The sequence below is a fragment of the Nodosilinea sp. FACHB-131 genome (genome assembly GCF_014695395.1).
Lineage (GTDB): Bacteria > Cyanobacteriota > Cyanobacteriia > Phormidesmidales > Phormidesmidaceae > Nodosilinea.
This window is the reverse complement of sequence record NZ_JACJOF010000023.1, coordinates 91370-116111: the sequence shown is the minus strand read 5'-3', so window position 1 is coordinate 116111 and position 24742 is coordinate 91370. Positions and strand designations below refer to the sequence as shown.

The 24742-nt window shown below is 58.5% G+C and carries 16 protein-coding genes; 9 read left to right on the top strand and 7 right to left on the bottom strand.

The features are described 5' to 3' along the window. Positions 1–90 precede the first annotated feature (90 nt). The 3 genes from glgA to guaD all read left to right on the top strand — a co-directional run bounded on the left by glgA (position 91) and on the right by guaD (position 4036). A complete protein-coding gene (gene glgA / locus H6F75_RS14330; RefSeq protein WP_190753151.1) occupies positions 91–1566 on the top strand; it encodes a glycogen synthase GlgA in 1476 nt (491 codons plus the stop codon). A gap of 165 nt (positions 1567–1731) precedes the next feature. Beyond that, entirely contained in the window at positions 1732–2574 is an 843-nt protein-coding gene (locus H6F75_RS14325) for a tetratricopeptide repeat protein (RefSeq protein ID WP_190753150.1), read from the top strand. A gap of 100 nt (positions 2575–2674) precedes the next feature. Next, positions 2675–4036: a guanine deaminase gene (gene guaD / locus H6F75_RS14320; protein WP_190753149.1), complete on the top strand. Its 1362-nt coding sequence runs from the start codon at positions 2675–2677 to the stop codon at positions 4034–4036. A gap of 780 nt (positions 4037–4816) precedes the next feature. Here the strand turns inward: guaD and kaiC are convergent. From kaiC to H6F75_RS14305, 3 genes are all read right to left on the bottom strand, one after another. After that, positions 4817–6373, bottom strand: a complete 1557-nt coding sequence (gene kaiC / locus H6F75_RS14315) for a circadian clock protein KaiC (protein WP_190753148.1) — start codon at positions 6371–6373, stop codon at positions 4817–4819. Positions 6374–6589: 216 nt separating this feature from the next. Then, positions 6590–6904 carry a circadian clock protein KaiB gene (gene kaiB, locus H6F75_RS14310; protein WP_073609295.1) on the bottom strand — a complete coding sequence of 105 codons (315 nt, stop codon included), beginning with the start codon at positions 6902–6904 and terminating at the stop codon, positions 6590–6592. A 71-nt stretch (positions 6905–6975) separates the two neighbouring features. Beyond that, complete coding sequence (locus H6F75_RS14305; protein ID WP_242020016.1) at positions 6976–7857, bottom strand: circadian clock protein KaiA; 882 nt, start codon at positions 7855–7857, stop codon at positions 6976–6978. A 190-nt stretch (positions 7858–8047) separates the two neighbouring features. Between H6F75_RS14305 and H6F75_RS14300 the strand changes: the two genes are divergently transcribed. Both H6F75_RS14300 and H6F75_RS14295 read left to right on the top strand, forming a co-directional pair. Then, positions 8048–10009, top strand: a complete 1962-nt coding sequence (locus H6F75_RS14300; protein ID WP_190753147.1) for a histidine kinase dimerization/phospho-acceptor domain-containing protein — start codon at positions 8048–8050, stop codon at positions 10007–10009. Positions 10010–10145: 136 nt separating this feature from the next. Continuing rightward, positions 10146–13877 carry an EAL domain-containing protein gene (locus tag H6F75_RS14295; protein WP_190753146.1) on the top strand — a complete coding sequence of 1244 codons (3732 nt, stop codon included), beginning with the start codon at positions 10146–10148 and terminating at the stop codon, positions 13875–13877. A 108-nt stretch (positions 13878–13985) separates the two neighbouring features. On the opposite strand, the gene trpA is transcribed toward H6F75_RS14295, so the two are convergent. The 4 genes from trpA to H6F75_RS14275 form a co-directional block, all read right to left on the bottom strand. Next, positions 13986–14780 carry a tryptophan synthase subunit alpha gene (trpA, locus tag H6F75_RS14290; RefSeq protein WP_190753145.1) on the bottom strand — a complete coding sequence of 265 codons (795 nt, stop codon included), beginning with the start codon at positions 14778–14780 and terminating at the stop codon, positions 13986–13988. A gap of 167 nt (positions 14781–14947) precedes the next feature. Further along, positions 14948–15253, bottom strand: coding sequence for a DUF3007 family protein (locus tag H6F75_RS14285; RefSeq protein WP_190753144.1), 306 nt, complete (start codon positions 15251–15253; stop codon positions 14948–14950). A 6-nt stretch (positions 15254–15259) separates the two neighbouring features. Next, positions 15260–15502, bottom strand: a complete 243-nt coding sequence (gene ndhL / locus H6F75_RS14280; protein WP_190753143.1) for an NAD(P)H-quinone oxidoreductase subunit L — start codon at positions 15500–15502, stop codon at positions 15260–15262. Positions 15503–15631: 129 nt separating this feature from the next. Continuing rightward, on the bottom strand, positions 15632–16111 hold the full coding sequence (locus tag H6F75_RS14275) for an MOSC domain-containing protein (RefSeq protein WP_190753142.1): 480 nt from the start codon (positions 16109–16111) through the stop codon (positions 15632–15634). A gap of 343 nt (positions 16112–16454) precedes the next feature. Between H6F75_RS14275 and H6F75_RS14270 the strand changes: the two genes are divergently transcribed. The 4 genes from H6F75_RS14270 (at position 16455) to H6F75_RS14255 (ending at position 24742) form a co-directional block, all read left to right on the top strand. After that, entirely contained in the window at positions 16455–17402 is a 948-nt protein-coding gene (locus H6F75_RS14270) for a hypothetical protein (protein ID WP_347710652.1), read from the top strand. Beyond that, positions 17399–20980, top strand: a complete 3582-nt coding sequence (locus H6F75_RS14265) for an Ig-like domain-containing protein (RefSeq protein WP_190753141.1) — start codon at positions 17399–17401, stop codon at positions 20978–20980. Before H6F75_RS14270 ends, H6F75_RS14265 begins: the two co-directional genes overlap by 4 nt. Further along, positions 20977–23055, top strand: a complete 2079-nt coding sequence (locus tag H6F75_RS14260; protein ID WP_190753140.1) for an OmpA family protein — start codon at positions 20977–20979, stop codon at positions 23053–23055. Before H6F75_RS14265 ends, H6F75_RS14260 begins: the two co-directional genes overlap by 4 nt. Before the next feature lie 97 nt (positions 23056–23152). Then, entirely contained in the window at positions 23153–24742 is a 1590-nt protein-coding gene (locus H6F75_RS14255; protein ID WP_190753139.1) for a DUF11 domain-containing protein, read from the top strand.

Below are 24742 nucleotides of genomic sequence, written 5' to 3'. Positions count from 1 at the left end.
CCTACTCCCTATCCTCAGACGCTTGCCTATGCCCCAACATCCTGATTGAATAGGGGCATTAAAAATGAAGTTTTATGACGGGAAGGCCCTATGTATATCGTGCAGATTGCTTCGGAATGTGCCCCAGTTATTAAGGCTGGAGGACTGGGCGATGTGGTTTACGGCCTCAGCCGTGAGCTAGAAAACCGAGGCCACTGCGTCGAGATCATTCTGCCTAAGTATGACTGCATGCGGTACGACCACATCTGGGGGCTGCACGAGGCCTACCGCGACCTGATCGTGCCCTGGTACGGTACCGACATTCGCTGCGATGTGCTGTGTGGCTGGGTGCACGGTCGGCTGTGCTTTTTTATTGAGCCCAAGTCGTGGGAGATGTTCTTTAACCGGGGCTGCTATTACGGCTGTGATGATGACCCGATGCGCTTTGCCTTCTTCAGCAAAGCGGCCATGGAGTTTTTGCTGCGCAGCAACAAGCGCCCCGATGTGATTCACTGCCACGACTGGCAGACCGGACTGATTCCGGTGATGCTATTTGAAATTTATAAGTACAACGGCATGGAGTTTCAGCGCACGCTGTACACCATCCACAATTTCAAGCACCAGGGCTTTGGCGGCAACGAGATTTTAGCGGCTACGGGGCTCAACCGGCCAGAGTACTACTTTCAGCCCTACCGGCTGCGCGACGACTTTAACCCCTTTGCGATCAACTTTATGAAGGGGGGCATCACCTACGCCAACCACGTCAACACGGTGTCGCCCTACCACGCCTGGGAGGCCCAGCACACCGACCAGGGCTTTGGCCTGGGGCACACGCTGCACACCAATCAGCATAAGTTTTCGGGCATTCTCAACGGCATTGACCCAGAGGTGTGGAATCCGGAGAGCGATCGCTACATTCCCCATCACTACGGTCTGACCACCTTTGAGGATAAGGCGCTAAATAAGAAGGAACTGCGCGATCGCCTACTGCTGAGCCAGAGCGATAAACCCCTGGTGGCCTTCATTGGCCGTTTGGATGATCAAAAGGGCGTCCATCTCGTCCACCACGCCATGTACTACGCCCTGGAGCGGGGGGCACAGTTTGTGCTGCTGGGCTCGGCCACCGAGAAGAGCATCAACGACTGGTTCTGGCACGAAAAACTCTTCCTCAACGACAACCCCGACGTGCACCTCGAATTGAGTTTTAACGAAGAGCTGGCCCACCTAATCTACGCCGGGGCCGACATGATTGTGGTGCCCAGCAACTTTGAGCCCTGCGGCCTTACTCAGATGATCGGCCTGCGGTACGGCACTGTGCCCGTTGTGCGCGGTGTGGGCGGCCTGGTAAACACCGTCTTTGATTGGGACTATGACACCCTACATGGGCCGGAGGAGCGCAACGGCTTTGTCTTCTTCCAAAATGACACGGTGGCGCTTGAGTCGGCGATGAACCGCGCCTTTGACGTTTGGAACCAGGAGCCCGCGATTTTCAAGCAAATTGCTCAGCAGGGCATGGCCTACGACTTTTCGTGGAATCATCCGGGGCAGGCCTACGTCGACCTGTATGAGTACGTGCGCCATAAGTAGCGTAGACTACAAAGGCTCCTTCAAGCGGCATTGAATTGACGGTTGCTTGACGGATGTAAAGCTGATGTGTGGCAGCCCTGCTGACCTTAGCGATCGCCCTGCGGAAATGGGCAAGCTTGGGGATAGGTCTACCACTCAGCGCCCTAAACGGTGCCTGTTGAATGAATGTCTGCTGGATCTGACGCCACCCTACCTCAGCTCACTCGCGCCAAGCTCCTCCGCGGTCAGGGAGATGCCCTCTACGCCATCGGTCGTCATAGCGAGGCTTTGTCGCGGTTTCAGGCCGTGCTTACCCTTGACGACACCGACTATGAGGTGTGGACTCTGCACGGTTTTTGTCTGGCTGCCCTAAAGCAGTTTGAGGCCTCAATCGAAAGCTTTAACCAGGCGATCGCCCGCAGCCCCGACTACGGCTTGGCCTGGCACGGCAAGGGGCACGCCCTGGCCCGGCTCAGCCATTTTGAAGAAGCCGTTACCCACCTAGAGCGAGCGGTTAAGCTCAGCCCCGGCGACAACAAAGCCTGGTATAACCTCGGAACTGCCCAAAACCAGCTGCGCCGCTACCGCGATGCCGTCACCAGCTTTGAGCACAGCCTCAAACTCAGCCCCCAAGACCACCGGGCTCGCTATAACCAGGGGGTCGCCCTCTGCGGCCTGCACCGCTACGAAGACGCCCTTCAGGTGCTCCACCAGGCTCTGGGTCAGAAGCCCGATGCCCACTATATCTGGAACCAGCAGGGTACAGTGCTGATTCAAATGGGGCGCTATAGCGAGGCCATTCAAAGTTTTGATATTTCCCTCAGCCACCAGACCCACAACCCCAACGCCTGGTATGGCAAGGCCCGTGCCTATGCTATGGCCGGCGACCTAGAGCAAACCCTCAAAAACCTCTACCGCACCTTTGTCCTCAGCCCCTACATGTATCGGGTGATGGTGCAAATTGACGCCCATTTCGACACTATGCGCCACCACCCCCGCTTTAAACGGCTCGTGGATGGAGCCCAATAAGCCGCGCAGAATAGTCAGCCGTGGCAGTAACCCTGTACGCTTAGCGCTCTGGATCGGGGTGCTATAGTGGCCTGCGGACAATTACAGGACAGGCAAGGCGATGGGGCAAACACCGTCAACATCAGCCACCGGCGGCACGGTGGCTCTACGAGGGGCGCTATTAGACTGCGTAGGCGATCCTTTTTACGCCCCTGAAGCTCAAGCCATGCGGTATATCCCCGATGGGCTGCTAGTGGTGCAGGACGGTTACATTGCAGCCCTGGGTTCCTACGAGGAGTTGGCTCCGACTCTGGGCAATATCCCCATCCGCAACTACACCGGCAAGCTGATTACTCCCGGCTTTATCGATACCCACATTCATTACCCCCAAACGGGCATGATCGCCGCCTACGGCGAGCAGCTGCTGGAGTGGCTGAATCGCTACACCTTTCCAACTGAGGGCAAGTTCGTGGATGCTGACTATGCGCGATCGGTGGCCGAGTTGTTCCTCGATGAATTGCTCAAAAACGGTACGACTACCGCTCTGGTATTTGCGGCCGTGTTTCCCCAGTCGGTGGATGCATTTTTTGAAGCTGCCGAGGGCCGCCATCTGCGCATGATCAGCGGCAAGGTGATGATGGATCGCAACGCTCCCGACTATCTCTGCGATACGGCTCAGTCCTCCTACGATGAGTCGAAGGCGCTGATTGAGAAATGGCATAACCGGGGGCGGCTGCTCTACGCCGTCACCCCTCGGTTTGCGGCTACCTCTACCGAAGCCCAGCTGAAGCTAGCGGCCCAGCTGCTCGATGAATTTCCCGACGTCTACTTACATACCCATCTATCTGAAAATGTCAGCGAAGTGGCCTGGATTCAAGCGATGTTTCCCCAGTATTTGGGCTACTTAGATGTCTATGACCAGACCGGGCTGGTGCGGGAGCGATCGCTATTTGCCCACGGGGTGCAGCTTACCGATGCGGAGTTTCAGCGGCTCTCCGAGGCTAAGGCAGCAATTTCCTTCTGCCCGACCTCTAACCTGTTTCTCGGCAGCGGCCTGTTTCGCATCGAGCAGGCCAAAAACCCTGAGCACCCGGTCAAATTAGGCTTGGGTACCGACGTGGGCGCAGGGACTAGCTTTTCCATGCTGCAAACCACCAACGAGGCCTACAAGGTCGCCCAGCTGCGCGGGCAGAAGCTTTCAGCCTTTAAGGCGTTGTTTCTCGCTACCCTAGGCGGAGCCAGGGCGCTGTGTCTGGAGGACAAACTGGGCAGCTTTGACCCTGGCAAAGAGGCCGATTTTGTGGTGCTTGACCCCCAGGCTACATCCCTGCTGGCGCTGCGCAATGAAAAAGGAATCCCTGAAACCCTGGAGGAACTGGCAGATGTGCTGTTCTCGCTAGTGATTATGGGGAGCGATCGCGCCGTCACCGCTACCTACATCATGGGAAAGTGTGCTTACAGCAGTAGCGCCAGCCAAGGTTAAGCATCTCTGACTCTCCAAGCGGGAGGGGCACTGTAGTTACAGCATTTAACGGTTCAGCTGAACGGTTGTAAGCCCTTTTCCGCTACGTGAAGCATTTAGAAAGTTGCTCCAGCTCAATTGTTAGACAGCGCCTATCAACTGCAAAATCTCAGTACAAGTTTCCTCAGGCGTTTTTGCTTTCGTGTATACCGTAAACTTTGCAAGCTTATAGTTTGAGGGATGTTTTACAAAATGTTCGTTAATGTTAAGGCTGCCGTCAGGTGCATACCCATTGCGCTCATTCAAAATCTGTACTGATTCATCTAAATCTGACGACGGCAGCAAAAGAATAACATTGGAGTAAGCCGCTAAGATTCGCTGAACTTTTTGGAACAGAAGATTGTCCTTGTATACAGAATGACCAGCCCCAAAGTCAATGACGCAATTCCTGTGCTCTGACAGTAATCGCTCTACTGCATGGGCTTCAAAAGGTTTCCAATATTGATAGATTCCCCAAAAGCCTTCGATTTCTCGTTTGTGTCTTGCTAGGTCTTCATCGTATCCAATCTCTTTGTAATAGTTCCATCAATATTCGTCCATGGAGCATTGGACCAAGCCAAGCTGATTGGCCAAAAGCAATCCAACCGTGGATTTGCCAACACCTATAGGGCCAATCAGGATAATGTCTGTTGACATGACTCTTTTAAATAGTAGTCTGCTTGAGCATTCGTGTCGGCAACGACAATATCAACGGGAGCAATAGGTGAAGTGAAACAACACCCATTTCGTCAGGTCATCGCTCTATAACTCCGAGTCTCCCTGTACCCCCTGAATAATCCGCGATAGCTCACTCTTTTCATCCACCGCGATTCGGGTGGGCGAGCCGCTGATAATCCGCTCCAGGTTGCGGAAGGAGTCTTTGATATCTGGCCCCTGGCTGTTGATGGTGTACTCACGAATGCCCTTGTCGTGCCACGAGCCGCGCATTTTAAACACGTTGATCGCGCGCGACAGCTCGCCGCGCACCTCGACGTATTGCAGCATCAAAATCGTGTCGGTAATGGTCGAAATATGGGACTCAGTAATTGAGTGCAGCCCCATGAACTGCTCGGTGGTGTTGGTGAAAAAGCCCGTGATCTCCTCCTGTTTGGCAAAGCCTGTCACCCCAATCACAAACTGCCGGAAGGAGTTGTTGCTAACGCCGCGATCGAGGGCTGACAGCGAGTCGATCGCCACCCGCGACGGCTTGAACTGCGAAATCTCGGTCTTAATAATTTGCAGGTGGTCTTCTAAGCCCGCCGACTCGGGGTAGGCGCAGATGATTTTCAGCAGCCCCTGCTCCTCCATCGCCTCAAAGTCGACCCCCCAGGAGTAGGCGTTGCGGGAGAGCTGGGCACGCGACTCCTCGTAGGCAAACAGGATCGCTCGTTCGCCGCTCTTGCAGCCGTCCACTAAGAACTTGCTCACCAGCAGAGTCTTGCCCGTGCCCGTGGCTCCGGTCGCTAAAATGATGGAATCCTTGAAGAAGCCGCCACCACACATTTCGTCTAGGGTAGGTACCCCCGACGACACCCGCGCGTTGGAGGATCGCTGGGTTAGCTGCATCGCTCCCAGTGGGAAGATGTTGACGCCGCCGTTGGTGATGGTAAACGGGTACTCCCCCTTCATGTGGGTGGTGCCCCGCAGCTTGAGAATCTCGATAGTGCGACGGCGGCGCTCCCCCTCTAGGGCGTTGCGCACGATCACCACGTTGTCTGAGACAAACTCCTCAACACCAAAGCGTGCCACCGGGCCGTACTCATCGAGGCGCTCGGTGGTCATCACCGTAGTCACGCCCATCAGCTTTAGGCGGGCCACCAGCCGGAAGATCTCCCGCCGCACCACCGAGGCGGCATCGTACTGCTGAAACACCGCCGTTACCGAGTCGATGGAGACCCGCCGCGCCTTGTACTTGCGAATGGCGTACTGAATGCGCTCAATCAGTGCCGATAGGTCAAAGTTGCCCACCACATCCTGACCTTCGGGATCGGGGGAGGCGTCGAGGATAAACAGCTTGCCGTCGTCCACTAGGCGCTGCAAGTCCCAGCCAAAGCTGTAGGCATTTTGAATGATGTCTTCGGGGGATTCTTCGAAGGTGACAAACACCCCCGGCTCGTCAAACTCCGTGATGCCGTTGTAGATAAACTGCACCGCAAACAGGGTCTTACCGGTACCCGAGGTGCCGCTTACCAAGGTCGATCGCCCCGCCGGCATGCCTCCGTGACTGATGTCATCGAAACCTTCAATCAGGGTACGGATTTTTCGTACACCAGCCGGATGGGCGGAGGGCTGCAAATCAGTCTGGTCAGAATCTGTCATGGGAGATCGATAACGTCATGGGCAGAAAACTGCCCTTAATAAATTACAGGACATCTTACTGAGGATTAAGCATACCCCGAACCAGTTGTCCTACCGGATTTAAGCGAGTTGGGCACCAAAAATTTAGAGTTACCTCACGGGTCGCCGGGGGCGGAGCACAGCTGGTGATGTCTTCCAGCTGCTGAAGGCTAGAGCCGCTGGTTGACGGGCGTGGTGCTAGCCATAGATGTCGTCTTCGCGCAGCTCATCGTAGAGCAAGTCGAGGCCAATCAGCACGCGCTCGCGGTCCGACAGGTCGCCGATAATTTTGCGCACCGGCGGCGGCAGGATCTTGGCCAGGGTGGGAGTCGCCAAGATTTTGTCCTCCTCGGCTAGCTGGGGATTTTTCAGCACGTCGATCACCTTGAGGGCATAGACACCCTGAAACTCTTCCTCAAGAATGTTGTTGAGGGTTTTGAGGGCGCGAATGGAGTTGGGGGTATTGCCCGCGACGTAAAGCTTAAGGATGTAAGTCTTTTTGATGGAGCTCATAGAACCCTCTGGGCTAAACAGGAACAAGCATGATTGTATCGAGAGTTTTTGGGGCAAGGACCGCGATCGCCCTAGGGTTCACGGGGGATCGATCGCCGGTACATTTCGCACAGGTGGGCAATGACATCGATCAGGGTGAGGCGGTAGTCTAGCAAGATCTCTTCACTGCGCCCCTCTAGCTTGAGCTGTTTTGAAAAGTGATCCATCAGCTCCATATGAATTTCAACGATTTGAGCTACGGAAATATCGGCCATGAATGCCTGATCGACAAAGTCGTCGATCAGCTGATTGAGGTTGATTTTGGCATCCTTGGCAAAATAGCCTAAGACAATAGTGCGGTAGTCGGTCTTGAGCTGGCCCAAAAACGCCGTGCGGTCATCGGGGCTCATGTGGCGCAGAAAAGAGCTGGGGCTGCGTTTGTAATAGACTCCTAGGTATCCTAACCGGGCTTTAAGTTTTTCTGTCAAGCGATGTTGCTGGGCGCTGAGACTATGGGAGAGACCGCCAGCACTATTAGCGGCGGTTGGCGACGCAGCCTTGGGATTGGGCAGCCGTAAAAATCCTTGGATAGCGTTCTGAATGACTTGGTCAAGCTGGGGTAAGGCATCGACAGCGCGGTGTACTAAGGCTCCGGGGTAGGGCTCAGTCCCGGCAATAGGTACCGCGTTAGTCTCAAGCGACGGATCATCGCTGGAGTTTGGCAGATCGATTAGCACCACCACCGGCAGCGTCAGCCCTAGCTGCATCAGCGCCGGACGCAGAGCCTGTTGCCAAACCTCGCCATCGACCACCAAGCAATCGGGTAGATCGGGGCGACTCTGAAGCCAGTCTAGGACGTCACCGAGCACAGCCGTTTGATGCACCACGTAACGGCTAGGATCCAGACTTAACTCGGGACCTTGCTCGACCTGATCACCATGGGTCAGGATACAAATTTGAAGGGGAGCAACCAAGGGGCGACAGGGGTAAGCGGGATAGGAAAATGCCTGGAACCACGTTCAGGGCCAAACAGCCAGAACCCATTTGGCCAGAACGTACTACACCGGCCTAGGAGATATCAGGATATTGTCAATTGTAAAGGGTGGTTGTCAGAATACAGCCTGCCCCCTAAACCTGGAAGCAAACCCCTTGGGGAATAAGCCCATGGCGCTGCCGCCCCTCGACCATGTTTTGAGCCCTGTTCCGGCCTACGGTCTGACGACTCCCTTGGGCAAAATTGCCGATGACCTAGGGCAGTTAGGGGCAGTAACCCCTAGCCATATTGTTGTGGTCAACGACGAACAGCAGCCCTTAGGGGCGATCGCCGTCGGGCAACTGTGGGCGATCAGCCAGGGCACTTGGCTAGATAGGTCGAGGGAGACCGCTACCCTACAGCTGGCCGACTGCCAACCTTGGCTAGAACCCGTGGTTGAAATAATGGCCAGTGAGTGGGGCGATCGCGACACTAGCACCCGGCTTAGGTCTCTGGCCCTAGAAGCGACTGCTGCTATTTGGGTGGGCATCAGCACCGATGGTCAGTATTTGGGGGTGCTCGACTCCGCTAAGCTCATGGCCTGGCTGGCAGAACCCGAATCAGAGGGGGTCTCAGAGACCGGCGATCGCCCTGCCGCGCCGCTGGGGCTAGAACCGCAGGCCTGGGTGCTGGAACTCAGCCATGCCCTGAAGACCCCGATGACGACCCTGCTAGGGCTATCGACCCTGCTGCTCGACAGTCGGGTGGGGTTGCTCAGCGATCGCCAGTTTCGCTATGTCAGCCTGATGCGGCAGGCCATTCGTAAGCTGATGAGCCTGATCAACCTGCTGCTCGACTGGATGCGGCTCGAGTCTGGGCAGCTGAGTCTGAGCACCCAGCGCGTATACCTCCAGCCCTTGGCCAATGAGCTACTGCCTAGTTTTTTCAGCGCCCAGTCTGAGGGCGGCGGGGCAGTGGCCGCCTGGGCCGATGACTTTACGGTAAATTTAGCGATCGCGAAGGGCTGGGTACAGGCCGATCCCCTGCGCTTGCGACAGAGTCTTCACTATGGCCTAGGCTACCTAATTGCCTACGGTGCTACACCCAGCGGGCTGGTGATTGAGCCCTGGGGACCGTGGCTGGGAATCACTCTATGGAGTTCAACCTTCATCGTTGACCCTGGCCCACCCCTGGGAACAACAGTCGCCCCAGGCCTCGAAATTCAGCTTATCCCCCAGTCGTTAGAGGGGTTGGGGCTTACCCTGGCCCGTCGCTTCACTCAGCTCCAGGGCGGTGAACTTAGCGGCTTCAGTGCCCCTACCTGGGGCAGTCGCATTACGCTACTACTGCCCCAGACGGGGGTACCCCATGGGGGCGAAACCACGCTTATCCTGCTGGCTAGCGCCAGCCAACCCGTGATTGACCAGGTCTACGGCAATCTGCAGGGCAGCCCCTACCGCTTAGCGGTGGCCCTCTGCTGCCAAACCCTGGCGGCTATGCAAACTCGCCTTGCCCCCTGTTGTACGCTGATCCATTGGGAAGGGCTGGCCGACGCTCCGATCGACACGGCAGCTCAGATGACTCTGCTGCAGAACTTGGAGATCCCTGGAGCAGTGGCTCTGCGATCATCCCCAGAGGTCTTTGGCATCGCCACTTCTAACGCCACGACGCCAAAGACGCTGTACCTGGAAACCCTGGCTCAGAGGTTGCGGCCTACCCTCGATCAAATTTGCCTGGGGCCATCACCGTCGCTACCCCTGCCGGACGGGCTGACTATGCTTTTGCTGTGCCCGGCGGGAGGGGACAGCGCGCTGACTCCCCTAGTGCACACCTGGCTACAGCGCTACCACTGTCGCCTGTTGCAGGTAGACGATCTGCAACAGGCCAGCTTGCTCAGCCGGGTCTGGCAACCCAAGGCCGTAATTTTGGATGGGAAGGTACCGGTCTCTACCTCCTACCTTCAGGCTCTGGCCCGCCATCCAGACCTGGCCCGCCTGCCCCTAGTTGCCCTGACGTCCCTGCCTGAGTGGGATGCTGCGGCCCTGGGGCTATCCCTAGTGCTCTGCCCAGAGGTGCTAACCCAGCCGCCCGCCCAGGCGGTGGTGAGTTTAATGCGGGCGATCGCCCATGTCCACCTGGCCCCCGAAGGTTGATCAAAAGCAGTTAATTTTGGCCTGCGGTGGCCAAATTGCGCGTGCAGTATAGTTGAGCAACACTCTTAAGCGCGACTTTGGGCATATTGAAACCACTGCCATGGGCACTAAAACCGCCAAGCCAAGCCAATGACCTATGCACGACCCCGAGATCCATCGCGTTAACTCCGTAGTTTCTCCTCCATCGGTCGGCTCTTTCGCCTCCAACCCTGCCCTCTACTGGCTTACCCTGGCACTGCTGAATTTTCCTCACAAGGATGGGCAAACTGCTTTTCTGGCGCTGCCTTCAGGCATAGCGGCCCCTCAGCGGCTAATCGATGTGATGCCGGGTATTGTGTTTCAGGCCGATGGCGATGCTGGCTGGTCGATGCGCTACCTCAGCGCTGGCTGCCATGCCTTGACCGGATACCAGCCCGAAGAGCTGCTCAGCCCAGACTATCCAACGTCGTACAACACCATTACCCACGCTGCTGATCTGCCCCGAGTATTGGCAAAAATTCAGCAGGCGGTCAATTTAGGCCAGGCCTATGAGGTGGAGTACCGCATCCACACCCGCAGCGGCGAGGAGAAATGGGTTTGGGAGAAGGGATCGTCCATCGTTGATAGACAGGGCCAGGTCAACGGCATTGAAGGGTTTATTACTGACATCACCCCGCTGAAACAGTCGGAGGCGGCCCTGCGCCAGGTGGAGCAAGCCTTAAAAGCGCGGGAAGATCTGCTGGAGCTGGTGCTAGACAGTATTCCTCAACCTCTGTTTTGGAAGAACAGCCAGGGACGTTATCTGGGCTGCAACCAGGCTTTTGCCACCGCCATGGGGCTGACGTCACCGCTTGATATCCTGGGGAGCACCGACACCGCTCTGCCCTACCTAAACGCGGAGGAAGCCGCCTACCGAGCCGCCCGCGATCGCGTCGTGATGGCCGAGGGCGTCGCTGATCTCCAGACAATTGAGCCCCAAACCTATCCCGATGGTCGCCAAGGTTGGGTGAACTGTAGCCGTCTGCCTATGCGCGATGCCGATGGCACCGTGATGGGGGTGCTCTGCACCTTCGAGGACGTAACGGCGCAGCTTGCCTCCCAGCAAGCTCTCAAACGGCGAGAACAAACCCTGGCGACCCTAGCTGAGATTCAGCGCCTGCTGCTGGCCTGGCAGTGGGATTGGCAAGAACCCTCTATTTTGGCGATTTTTGCGGCCCTAGGAGAGCTAGCTGGCGCTAGCCGGGTCTACTATTACGAGCTGCAAGGAAGCCAGGGCAACTCCCCTTTTCTGCGCCAGCGGGTAGAGTGGTCGGCCCCGGGCATTGGGTCTACCGCTGGCGACTCCCGGTTTCAAACCCTGCCTTTAGACCCCTTCTTTAGCGATTGGCACGCCCAGCTGCGGCAGCAGCAGACTATCAACCAGCTGGAATCAGACTTTTCTGACCTGCAGCGCCAGCTGCTCACCAGCCCACCGAGCAATGTGAAGTCGATCCTGCTGCTGCCCCTCACCCTGCAAAACCGACTGCAAGGGGTGATGGGGTTTAGCAACTGTATTGCCGCTCGCCCCTGGGCCGAGGCCGATATTGATCTCCTTCAGGTGGTGACCGCTGACCTGGCCCTAGCCCTGGAGCGTCGCCAAACCGAGCTGTCGCTGAAGCAGGCCGAGCTGAAATATCGCAGCATGTTCGAAAACGCCGTTGAGGGCATGTTTCAAAGCACTCCTGAGGGTCAGTATTTGACCGTAAACCCGATGCTGGCCAGGCTTTACGGCTATGAATCGCCCCAGGATTTGATGCAGACTATGGTTGACATCAATCAGCAGCTCTACGTGCAGCCCGGCCGCCGTCAGGAGTTTACCGATCTGATTCAGGCCGGTGGAGCGGTACTGGGATTTGAATCGGAAATCTACCGCAAAGACGGAGCGATTATCTGGATTGCAGAATCGGCGCGGGCGATCTATGACGATCGCAACACGCTAATCGGCTATGAGGGCACCGTCGAAGACATTACCGATCGCAAGCGGGGAGAGGCGGCTATTTTGCGCCGCGATCGCCTGCTGCAAGGGGTGGCCGAGGCCAGCCAGTGTCTGCTCACCACCACCGATGTGCACCAGGTCATTCCCCAGGTGCTGGCCCGCTTAGGGGATGCGGCCACCGCCGATCGCGCTTATGTCTATACCCACCACCCCCAATCGATTACTGGGGAACCGGCTATGACCTTGCGCTACGAGTGGACCACCCCAGCCACGGCCTCTGGCATTGACGAGCCCCACTGGCAAGACCAGAGCTACCGCGCCCTGGGACTAGAGCGCTGGCACACCCTTTTACAGCAGGGCCAATCGATCTGCGCCCTGACCCGCCACATGCCCGCCGCCGAGCAGGAGGTATTGCTCAGAGACGGCATTTTATCGATTTTGATGGTGCCGATTTTCATTGATGCCCATCTCTGGGGCTACATCGGCTTTGATGCCTGTCAGCAGGAGTGGGAGTGGAGCGCCAGCGACGAGTCAATTTTGGTGGCAGTGGCGGCCAGCTTGGGGGGTGCCCTCAAGCGTCAGCAGACCGAAGCTCAGATGTGCTACCAGGTCTACCACGATGCCCTCACCGGGCTGCCTAACCGAGCCTTTTTTGACCAGCATCTGCCCCAGGCGATCGCTCGCACCAGCCAGGCCGAGCAGATGCTCGCCGTCATCTTTCTCGATCTCGACCATTTCAAAACCATCAATGACACCCTCAGCCACGCCGTCGGCGATCTGCTGTTGCAGCAGGTAACCCAACGGATCAGCGCGGCCCTGCGGGTAGAAGACATTGTCGCCCGCTGGGGGGGCGACGAGTTTACGCTAATTTTGCCCAACCTGACCACCGCCAGCGACGCCGCCAAGGTGGCCCAGCGCATTGCCGACCAGCTCACGCCACCCTTTTTGCTGCAAAACCATGAGCTGCATGTCACCGCCAGCCTTGGCATTGCCCTATTTCCCCAAGATGGCCAAGACATGACCACCCTGCTGCAAAACGCTGATGCCGCCATGTATCGGGCCAAGCAGCAGGGCCGCAACAACTACCAGTTCTATACCCAGAGCCTGAGCACCGAGGCCGCCCAGCGATTAAAGCTAGAAACCTACCTGCACCACGCTCTGGGCCGCGACGAATTCGTGCTCTACTACCAACCCCAGGTAAATGTTGTCACCGGAGTAGTGGTGCAAATGGAGGCCCTGCTGCGGTGGCAACACCCTACCCTGGGGCTGGTAGCTCCGAATCAATTTATTCCTCTAGCAGAGGAAAATGGCTTGATTGTGCCCATTGGCGAGTGGGTGATGCGAACAGCCTGTACCCAAGTGATGGCCTGGCACCGGACGGGTCTACCCCTGGTCAACCTGGCGGTCAACCTATCGGCCCGGCAGCTTCAGCACCCCAATTTGGTCAATGTGGTCACCGCCGTGCTCGATGAAACTGGCCTGCCCCCTGCCTATCTAGAGCTAGAAATTACTGAAACAGCGGCCATGGCCGATATGGCTGCCTCGATTGAGCGGTTGCGCGACCTGCGTCAGCTCGGCGTCAAAATTTCGATGGATGACTTTGGCACCGGCTACTCCTGCCTCAGCCACCTAAAGCAGTTTCCCCTCGATGGCATCAAGATCGATCGCGCCTTTGTTAAAGACCTGCCCCACAGTTCGGTTGACCAGGCCATGGTCAACGCGATTATTGCCATGGCTAAGGGGCTTTCCCTCAACCTGGTGGCGGAGGGGGTTGAGACCGCCGATCAAACCCTGTGTCTCTACGAACTGGGCTGTACCGAAATGCAGGGTTATCTGTTTGGCTACCCCCAGCCAGCGGCGAAGGCATCCCCCTTTTTGCAGGCTAGTCATGGTCAGAAATGGCGGCTGGAATAGATAGGGGAAGGGGTATTGGGTATTGGGTCTAAGGCCAACTTCAAACCTTAAACCTTACACCTTTCACCCCAGTGCCCCGGCTCCCAGCAAAAATTGTCGCCTAGGTGCCTAGACCAGGGCGGCCTTAAGGCTTTGGCAAAAGTCGGCAATGGTGTGCAGGGCGACCTCAGGGGTGTCGGCGGCCAATCGTTTGACAAAGGCGCTGCCCACAATTACGCCATCGGCTCCCCAGGCCTTGAGCTGCTGGGCCTGGTCGGGGTCAGAGACGCCAAAGCCAACGCCTACAGGCTTGTCGGTGGATTGTTTGAGATTATCAATTAGGTCTTTGACGCGGCTTTGCAGCTCGCTGCGGACGCCGGTAACCCCGGTGACGCTCACCAGGTAGACAAACCCCTGGGCTTGGGCGGCGATCGCCTGAATGCGATCGGGCGGAGAGGTCGGAGCCACCAGCAGTGTGACGTCAATATTGGCGGCAGCGGCCCCAGACAACAACGCATCGACCTCTTCGAGGGGCAGATCAGGTACCACTAGGCCCGCGACTCCAGCCGCCGCCAGATCGGCCATAAACTGGTCAATGCCCCGGTTGAGGATGGGGTTGTAGTAGGTAAACAAAATCAGCGGTGCCTGCAACGGCGGCTGCAGCGCTTTCACCATGCCCAGGACGGCGTCAAGGGTTACGCCATGGCCCAGGGCACGGGTGGCCGCCGCTTGAATTACCGGCCCGTCGGCCAAGGGGTCAGAGTAGGGCACCCCCAGCTCGATGAAGTCAGCGCCATTTTGGTCGAGCACCCGCAGGGCCGCAGCGGTGGTACCGAGGTCAGGATCGCCAGCGGTAATAAAGGGAATCAGGGCGCATTCGCCCCGCGCTCGCAGGTCACGGAAGCGATCGGAAACAAGGGCCATGGCAGGGTACCGAAGACTTAGTCCAAAGAGATTGAGCAAATCGCCCAATAGAGCACTCTAGGGCAAGAGGGGCACTACGTCTATGGTTGAGGGTTTAAGGTTCAGGGGATAGAGGCAAGATTTAAGGCTTTCACAGGTTTAACCCCCCGCAGAACACAAGTCATGCCTCACCCGTTGTTGCCTTCATCGAGCTTGTCTTGCAGGGCGGCCAGCTGCTCGGGGCTGAGCTCGTCAAGGCGTTGCTGCAATACCGCCGACTCGTAGTCTTCCATCTGCTGGTTAAGGGTCATGTTGTGGGTGACCACCCGCAGCAGATAGCTGGCCAACCAGGCCACTAGGCCGCCCACCATCACCACCTGGCTCCAAATGCCAGCGTTGATGCCGTCTAGGCCAAACAGCCGAAAGCCTAGGAACAGCCCGCCCCCAGCCAGGAATATGCCAATGCCAATGGCGATTACGTCAATCCGTCGCATAACCCCCTAAGCCTTGAGGTTGCGGGGCTGAGCACGAAAGTTTAAGAAGGGGCTAAACAGCAGCATGCCGGGGAAAAAGACAAAGACCAGCCCGTATAGCAGGGTGCGTTCGATCGACCCGGCGATATACCAGCGCTGCCGCGCGTAGAAAATCAGCGCCAGGGGAATTACCACTAGGTAGACCCCAGCAATGCCGGCGTACGCTCCTGCCGCCAGTAAAAAGTCGTTTGATAGCGCTGGTATTGTCATGGCAATTGTCTACTCACCTAACTGTAAAGCCTGAGGGCTTGGGTGCAGGGCTTGTTTAGCACTCCGCTTACCCCAAATCATAGTGCCTCTTCGATGATTGTAAAGGGAAAGCTGGTTTGCAGCTTTAGGTCACTCGCCCTTTGTCTGCACAGAGGCGCGATCGCCCGTTCTCACCCATCCCCCCTGGAGCACACGTGCGTACAGCCGGCTGCTGCCAGGATGATGCTTTTGGCTGATGCGGCTAAAGCGGCGATCGCTAAACCACCCCATGATGGTGCGGCAAGGAACGGCATAGTCGGTAATTTCGAGCCGCACTTGGTTGCCCAGGTACAGCTGGCTGCCTGGAGCCAAGCTGGCCCAGTTCAAGCCAGCCAGGGTGAAGTTTTCGCCGACGCTGCCAGGGGCGATGGGATGCCCCTCCTGCCGCAGTAGCTCAATCACCTCCAAAGACCAGAGGCAGAGGGCGCGATCGGGGCCACCGTGGAATTTGAGGTTGCGCTGGCGATCGCCCTCTAGCCCAGCCAAAGTCACCTCGCCAGCGGGCACCGGCAGCTTCGGCACCCCACCGGACGAAATATTGATCTGGACAACTCGACCGGTGGGCGGCATAGACTTAGCAGTCCTTCGTGGAAACAGACTTTACAAATTCCATATAACCTCGTGCTACCTTCTAGCTCAAATTTACGGCAGAGCATTTTTGTTACCTGCCTGATTTTTTAGCATCAAGGATTAAGCGGCGAACTGAGCGAAATCCGGATACCTTTACGAATCTTTACGGAATCTTTGTGGTATTCACGGATGACCTTGCTATGATTTGCCGAGATTTGACAGCTAATGTCCGTCTTTCGACTGTTGACACTAGCTGTTCAACCATTCAGGGGTGATGAGAGGTGTTTCTCTGGACTAGCCAGATAAACACCAGTGGTGTGAAGAGTGGTCTCAGAGGGGTGGTGTGAGACGTAATCAGCGACGACTGTACCGGGGGCTGCTGTTCTGGCTAGCCCTGGTTTTAAGCTATTTTCTAAGCCATGCCGTGCCGCCATCGACGGTGGCGCAGGCTCAAAGCCAGATTTTTGTTAACCAAGCTTCAGCTCAGTTTGTGGGTCCCAATGGGCCGGCCACTACCGTCTCTAACCAGACGCAGGTAGGAGCAACCCAGCCGCCACCAGGACCAGAGCTGCCGCTGCTGCAAATTACTAAAACCGCCGACCGTGCTGCTGCCGAGCCCGGCGATGTCGCGATCTACCGACTGCTGGTCACCAACCTCTCGACTCAGCCGGCCACACCGCTCACCATTACTGACCAGTTGCCCCTAGGGATGCTCTACGTGCCCAACTCGGTGCAGGCAACTCCGCAGCAGCCTACCCAGGCGGTAACCACCGACAGCAGCTTAACCCTGACCTTTGCCTCCTTAGGCCCTGGGGAGTCGGTGTCTGTAGCCTACGGAGTCTTGCTGACCCCTGACGCCGTACGCGGCAACGGGCGGAACATTGCCCAGGCTTCGGCCCCCGGCTTTACACCGGTGACCGCCGCTTACCAAATGACCATTCGTCCTGGCATTCTGGCCGACTGTGGCACCATTTTGGGTCGGGTGTTTGTCGACAAAAACTTCGACGGGCAGCAGCAGCCCGGTGAGGCTGGGGTGCCCAACGCCGTCATCTTCATGGACGATGGCAACCGCATTTTGACTGACCCTGACGGGTTATTCTCACTGGCCAACGTGCTGCCGGGCTACCGGGTTGGCACGCTGGATCTCTACAGCCTACCGGGCTACACCTTAGCTCCCAACCTTTACCGCATTGAAGAAAACAGCGCCTCCCGCTTTGTGCGGTTGTCGCCGGGTGGGTTGGGTCGAATGAACTTTGCCGTTACGCCAACCTTTGGGGAGGAGCAGTCATGACGCCTCTGTCTTCTCGTTCGCTGGGGTTGGGCCTGTTAACAACCCTGGCTGGATCGTTCGGTTTCTTGTTGCCTAGCTATGCCGCCCCTGGAGAACTGGGTACGGCAGCGGATCTGGAGATCTCTGGTGGCCCAGGTGCAGCGGTGCAATCCGTCGTTGAATCCACGGCAGTCGAACCTAGCGCCATCGAAACGCTAGAGTTACCCCTGCCACAGTCGCCACTGACAAACTCTGAGGCCGTTGTCGCGACGACTGCGGCCCAGCCCTGGGCCGATTCAACGGCGGCGATCGCCGCCGCCACCGTCCTCCCCTCAGGCGATCTCCCTACGCCTGAAACTCTGCCTGGGGAGGGTGGGGTGCCCCTAGCCAACCGCAGCGAAAACTCCGAGCGGTTTGAGTTTCGCTTTGGTGGCGACCAGCTGCCGCTCAACCCGCCACCTACCCAGCCGCTGCGGCCGGTTGTGCCCCAGCCGGAGGTAGCCGCTTACAGCATCACCGTCGAGCCCGAGCGCGATATTCAGATACCCGCCAACGGGCGATCGGCGCTGACCCTGGTAGGGACCGTCACTGCCGCCGAGGGCAATCCTCTAAATGACAATGTGGTCGTGACCCTGACCAGCAGCGCTGGCGAATTTATTGGGGCTGACTACGACAGCGATCGCAGTGGGTTTCAGGTGCTGGCGCGGCAGGGGTTATTTGAGGCGCGGCTGCGATCGACCCTCGATGCCCAGTCTGTTACCGTGCGGGCCATGGTTGACTCTCGCACCCTGCGCGAGCTTGACCCCACGCTGCGAGACGGTTACCCCGCCCTAGAGGCCACCACGCAGGTGAGCTTCGTTACCGATTTGCGTCCCACCATTATTTCTGGGGTCGTCGATTTCCGCATTGGCCGGGGTGGCACCAACCTGCTGGGCAGCTTCAGAGACTTTCTCAGTGTCGACTCCCTCAATCAAGACGTTGAGGTGAGCTTTACCACCGGGTTGTTTGCTACGGGTGCCCTGGGCGATTGGTCCTTTACCGGGGCCTACAACAACACCCGTGGCCTCAACGATCGCTGCGATGGCAACAGCCTTTACCGCGATGTGCAGGCTTGCGATCAGACCTACCCCGTCTACGGCGACAGCTCCACCACCGACTTTCTCACGGAGTCAATTGACAGCCTCTACCTGCGCTTTCAGCGCGACTCCCTGGCTCCTGATGCCGACCCCGACTACTTCATGTGGGGCGACTATGGCACCCAGGAGTTTGCCGGCGAGTCACAGCAGTTTACGGCTACCGTTCGAGAGCTGCACGGCTTTAAGGGCAACTATACCTTTGGCAACGGCCTCCAGCTGACCGCCATGTATGGCGACAATGTGCGGCCCTTCCAGCGCGACACCATTGCCCCAGACGGCACCAGTGGCTACTACTTCCTGTCGCGGCGGCTGGTGCTGCGGGGCAGCGAGAACGTGTTCATTGAGGCCGAGGAATTTAATCGTCCCGGCACAGTGCTAGAGCGCACCCCGCTCTATCGCGGCGTCGACTACGACATCGACTACGATCGCGGCACTCTGCTCTTTCGCCAGCCGGTGCGGGCCGTCGATCTCAACCCCCTGGGCACCACCCTGGTGCGACGCATTGTGGTCACCTACCAGGTCGACGATGCCTCGGTGCGGGGCAGCCTCTACGCGGGGCGCTTGCAGTACCGCCCCCAAGGCGACAACGGCGGCGTAGTCGGGGCCACCCTACTGAACGAAAACCAAGGAGCCCAAGACTTTACCCTTTACGGCTTTGACTTCCAGTGGCCCCTGGGCGATCTGGGCCAGGTCACAGGCGAATATGCCCGCTCCTCCTTTAATACCGGGGCAACCAATAACCAGGGCAATGCCTATCGCGTTGAGCTGAGCGCCACCCCCTTTGAGGGCATCACCGGCCAAGCCTACTACCGCTCTACCGACAGCGGGTTCAACAACACCGCCACCAGCAGCTTTAGCCCCGGCCAGACCCGCTGGGGTGCCCAGGTGCAGGCCCAGGTGGGGGCACAAACTCGGCTGCGGGCCCTGGTCGATCAAGAGCGCAACGTGGGCAATGCCGTAGCCGTGCAGACCACGGCTATAGGTCTGTTCCAACCCGGCTTTAACCCGGTGCGGGGCGGGGTGGTTGACAACACTCTCACCGAAATTCGCGCCGGTGTTGTGCAGCAGATCGGCAGCGCCACTCTGGGAGTGGACTTTGTTAATCGCTCCCGCGAAGACCGCCTGACCAACTTCTCCACTGATGCCAACCAGCTGGTGTCACGACTCAACCTGCCGCTGACCGCTACTTTGAGTGCCCTTGCTCAAAGTGAAATCAACTTGAGCGCCGGTGACCCCCTCTACCCGACCCGCAATACCGTTGGTCTAGAGTGGGCCGTGCAGCCCGGCGTCAGCCTGCGGCTAGCCCAGCAGTTTTTGTCGGGGGTGCAGGGGCCGAGTTCGATCACCAGCCTCGACACCATTGTTGACTACCAGCTCGACGACAACACCACCCTGACCAACCGCTACTCGCTGTTGGGGGGCTACAACGGCATTACCGGTCAGGGGGCGGTTGGCCTGAACCACCGGCTGACGCTGGCCCCTGGACTGCGGGCCACCTTTGGCTTTGAGCGTATCTTTGGAGATGCCTTCAACCTGACTGGGCTCGGCCAGCAGTTTGCCCAACCCTTCGCCGTGGGTCAAGGGGCCTCGGGTCTCGGGCTCCAGGCCTCTACCGTGTATTCGGTGGGGCTAGAGTACACCGACAACCCTGACTGGCAGGCTAGCGGCCGCATTGAGTATCGCGATTCGCCGGGTTCGAGCAATCTGGTGCTGGGGGCCGCCGCCGCCGGACGCATTACCGATGCGCTCACCGGTTTGGCCCGCTTTGAGATGGGCAATTTTGCCAACCAGACGATTACCGATCAGCTGGGGGATTCGAGCACCCTGCGGCTGGGTTTGGCCTACCGCAACCTGGTGAGCGACCAGTTTAACGGCCTGCTGAGCTACGAGTTTCGCAACAATCCCAGCAGCACCCCTAACAGCATCTTGCAGGGGGTCAGTTCAGAGGCCCAAGACCACACCCTGTCGCTGGAGGGTATCTACGCCCCCAACTACCGGTGGGAGTTTTACGGCAAGTACGGCCTGCGCTACAGCACCGCCAACCTCGCCCAGGACATTGGCTTCTCGAATAGCATTCACCTAGCCCAGGCGCGAGCCACCTATCGCTTTGCCTACCGCTGGGATGTGGGGGCCGAGGTGCGCTGGCTAGGACAGCCGGTGGTCGGCTACAACGAAACCGGCTTCGCTCTGGAGGCAGGCTACTACCTGACTCCCGATGTGCGGCTGGGGCTAGGCTACAGCTTTGGCGGTGCCAGCGACGGCTCCTTTGTGGGTGGCGGTGGCTATCGGTCGGCCAGCGGCCCCTACTTTGGCATTACCGCTAAGGTCAACCAGCTGTTCAACCGCTTTGGGGTACAGCCGGTGTCGCCACCCCAGCAGCAAGAGTCTTATGTGGATGAGGCGGCCCTGATCAACAGGCCCGAGGCCGACGCAACGGGCACTGCCCCAGGAGGTGAGGAATGAATCAGCGGTGGTGGATCGGATATGGTGCGATCGCTCTGGGCCTGCCAGCGGTGGGTTGGGCGATCGCCCCGGCCTTAGGGCAGTCGGCCCTGGCGACCTACAGCATACGGGTGACCAGTGGTGACGATGGGCCAATGCAGCCCGACCAAGGACTGACGCTGCGAGAGGCGATCGAGCTGGCCAACGGCACCCTTACCCCTGAGCAACTGAGTGAGGCCGAGCAAGCCCTAGTGCAGCCTCTACCGGCGGGGCAAGGCTCGCGGATTGGCTTTGACCTACCGGTGGGGCAGACCACGATCGCGCTGATAGACTTGCTGCCCGAGATTGTCGCTCCAGAGCTGGTGATCGACGGTACTACCCAGGCAGGCTACGACGGGTCAGCCACCTATGACCCCAAGTTTCCGGCTGCGCCAGCGGTGAGCCTGACCGTGGCAGAGGGCAGCGAGGTAGCTCGCGGCCTGACCATTGCCGCCGATGGGGTGACGGTGCGGGGGCTGAGTTTGTATGGGTTTAGGACGAGCGATCGCGCCACCAAAACCACGCCACCTTCGGATATTTTTGTCAGCGCCCTGGCGCCCCCGGTAGACGCCAGCCCCCTCAGCCCGGCCCTAGAGCTGTTTCGTCTCGATCAGCCTGATCTGGCTCCGCGCGGGGTCGTGATTGAGCAAAACTGGCTGGGGCTACCGCCCGACGGCGAGTTCCCCGCCGTGCCTTCGGCCTTTGGGGTGACGGTGTTTAACGCCGTGGAGACCACGATTCGCAACAACCGCATTCAAAACCACGACGGCAGCGCCATCATTACGGGTTTTCGGGCCGATGGATTGCAGGTGAGCGAGAACGCCATCATCGGCAACGGTTTAGCCGGTATGCCCGACGCCATTCGCCTAGAGGGCACCATCGCCGCCAGCGCCATCACCGATAACTTGATCTGCGCCAACGACGGCAGCGGCATCTATTTGTTTAAGCCGGAGGGGGCCACCCAGATCTCGGGCAACGCCATTCAGTACAACGGGCGGCGGTTTGAGCGAGCGGCGGTGTATTTGATGGGCAGCGACCACCAGCTCAGCGATAACTTTATTGGCTACCAGCCCGGGCCGGGGGTGGCGGTGACGGCCTACCCCCTCAGCCACCGCAACCAAATTCGCGGCAACCGCTACGCTGAGCTAGATGGCCTGGCCATTGACCTCAACACCCAGGGCAACACGGAGGTCCAAGACTTTCAAAAGGGGGATGGGCCTAACCCGCCGCGCAACTCGCACCACCGCCGCCGCGAGACTGGCAACGCCGCCATCAACGCTCCTCAGTTTGACGCCTACAGCTTTGCTAGCGGTGCAGCGGAGGTCACCCTCACCGGCACCGCCGACCCCGGCAGCGAAATCGATCTTTACCGAGTGGCGGAGCCGGGCTCTCCCTACAGCCCACTGACTGAGCCGTTGGGAACCGTGACTGCCAGCCTAGAGGGCACCTTTAGTGCCAGTCTGGCGCTGCCGCCAGGGACGCGAGTGAGCGCGATCGCCACCGACCCCGAGTGGGGCACCTCCGAACCCGCCGCCGTGGCATCCGTGCTCGCCGCCGACGGTACCCAGCCTGATCTGCCTGCTACCCCGGTGGAGCCGCCCAGCTGTGATCCACCCACGCCGCCGCCTGCGCCCGTTGAACCACCGCCGCCGCTGGAGCCCCTGCGGCTTGAGATTCCGCGCAACGTTCACTTTGCCCTCGATCGCTCCAACATCAGCACCGAGAGCGCTGGGGTGCTCGACCAAATTGCCGCCGCCCTGCTGGAATATCCCTTCCTCACGGTGGAACTGCACGGCCACACCGACCCCCGTGCCAGCAATGCCTACAACCTGGCTCTCAGTGAACGCCGCTCCTTAGCCGCCCGCGAGTACCTGATTCGCAAGGGGGTGCCCCTAGAGCGCATGCGAATTGTGCCCTTTGGTGAGACCCAGCGCCGCAGCCAGGGCAGCGGCCGCGTAGACTATGCCCGCGATCGCCGAGTTGAGTTTGTCTTCACCGACGTGCGCGGCCTCGATATCATCTTCGTGAACCAAGAGGCCGACCTCCAGCTTGAGTAGAACCCGAGCCATGGATGACCCACAATTGCCGTATTCGTTTTTAACCGTGTTTGTCATGCCGCAGTTTGCTATACCCCAGATGCAATCGAGGATCGCTATGACACTTCTGCCTTGGGTGGTTCGCTCAGCTGGCTTGATGGTCTGGGTCGTGCTGGCCCTAGCGACTGTGTTTGGCGGGGCAGCCCCGGCCTTGGCTCAGCTTGCTCCCCCAGTGGGGGTTGATCAGCTGATCTTCACTGAACAACCGGCTGTTCCCAGCCCCTTCCCAGGGACGTCCTACACCACACCGTGTGATCCCAACTCCTTCAACAATTGCGACACACTGGGGGCTGTTACCAACCTCACCTTTGGGGCTGAGAACAACGTTGTGCTCAACGCTGTGATTGCTGCCGGCACTCGATTTGAGCCTGCCACAGATCTGCTGCCGCCGGTAGGGTTAGCCCAGCAGATTGTGTTTCGTCGCAATGTTGATGCCGACCTACCCGACCGTCAACTGCTCTTCTTTGAGCAAACGACCGCTACCCCCACCACGCTCACCCTAGCCCCTGGTCAGGTCGGAGGCATTGAAGAGGCCATGCTGAGCAATATCATTAACCGGGGTATTGACAACGTTTTTAACAATGTGCCGGAGGTGGCTCCTGGGGGTACCGGCCAGGAAACCGCCAACAATATCGAGAGAATTGACTACATCATTACGGCTCCCGGCATTACGGTTCCCGTTGCCGACCAGGGAAATGTAGGGTTTTTGATTCTAGAGCGGGGCGGCAATGATGCCTTTAAAATTGCGGCGATCACAGCTCTAGACGGTAATGGGGCTCCAGCCGCCTATGGCCCTTTAATTGATATTGGTACCGGCACTTGGGGTGCCAGTAACGACGTTCAGGTAGCATCGGCCGTGATGCGGTGGGATGATCAAAGCGATTCTACGCAACCGTTGTTTAGGCCGTCTCACCTGGTAGGGACCCAGGCGGTGGAGGGTATCTTTTTCCCCATCAATTCCCTGGTAACAGCCCCTGACAATGCCAACCCCATTTTTGGGTATTCGCTGTTTGCCGTTGATGTGAATGGGTCAGGCGCACAGCTGGTCAATTTCAACGACACGACCATTTTCCCTACTAACACTACAGGGTTAAGTGCGGTCGGTGGTCTCGACCTAATTGCCGGTGGCTTTGGTTTAATTCGGCGAACTGGAGGCTTCTCACTAGTGAAGCGGGTCACCGACTTGCTGGGGCCGGCTACTCTGCCTGACTTTACCCAGGTTTTGGGCACCGGCAGCGCCATCGACCTGTTGCGCAACAACAACCTCGGTCAAGGACAAATTACCATTGCCGATCCGCCCGTGCAGACTGGTAACGGCATTGAGTACACCATTTACTTGACCAACACCGATACCGTTAGTGTCGCCGACGTAGTAGTGTGCGACCAGATTCCAGCTGGGACGACCTTTAACCCCGACGGCTACGGGCCGGGGCTAGGCATTGAGGCGATCGCCTCCTCTAGCCCAGCGGGGCCGACGGTTACCTACACCAGTGCTGCTGATGGCGACCCTGGGACTTTCTTTCCGCCGGGAGCAGCTCTGCCTGCGGTCTGCGGTGCTAACCAAAACAATGGCGCTGTGGTGGTAACGGTGGGGCCTGTAAACGCTAACCAGGTTGGATTGATTAGCTTTCAAACCACCGTGAACTGA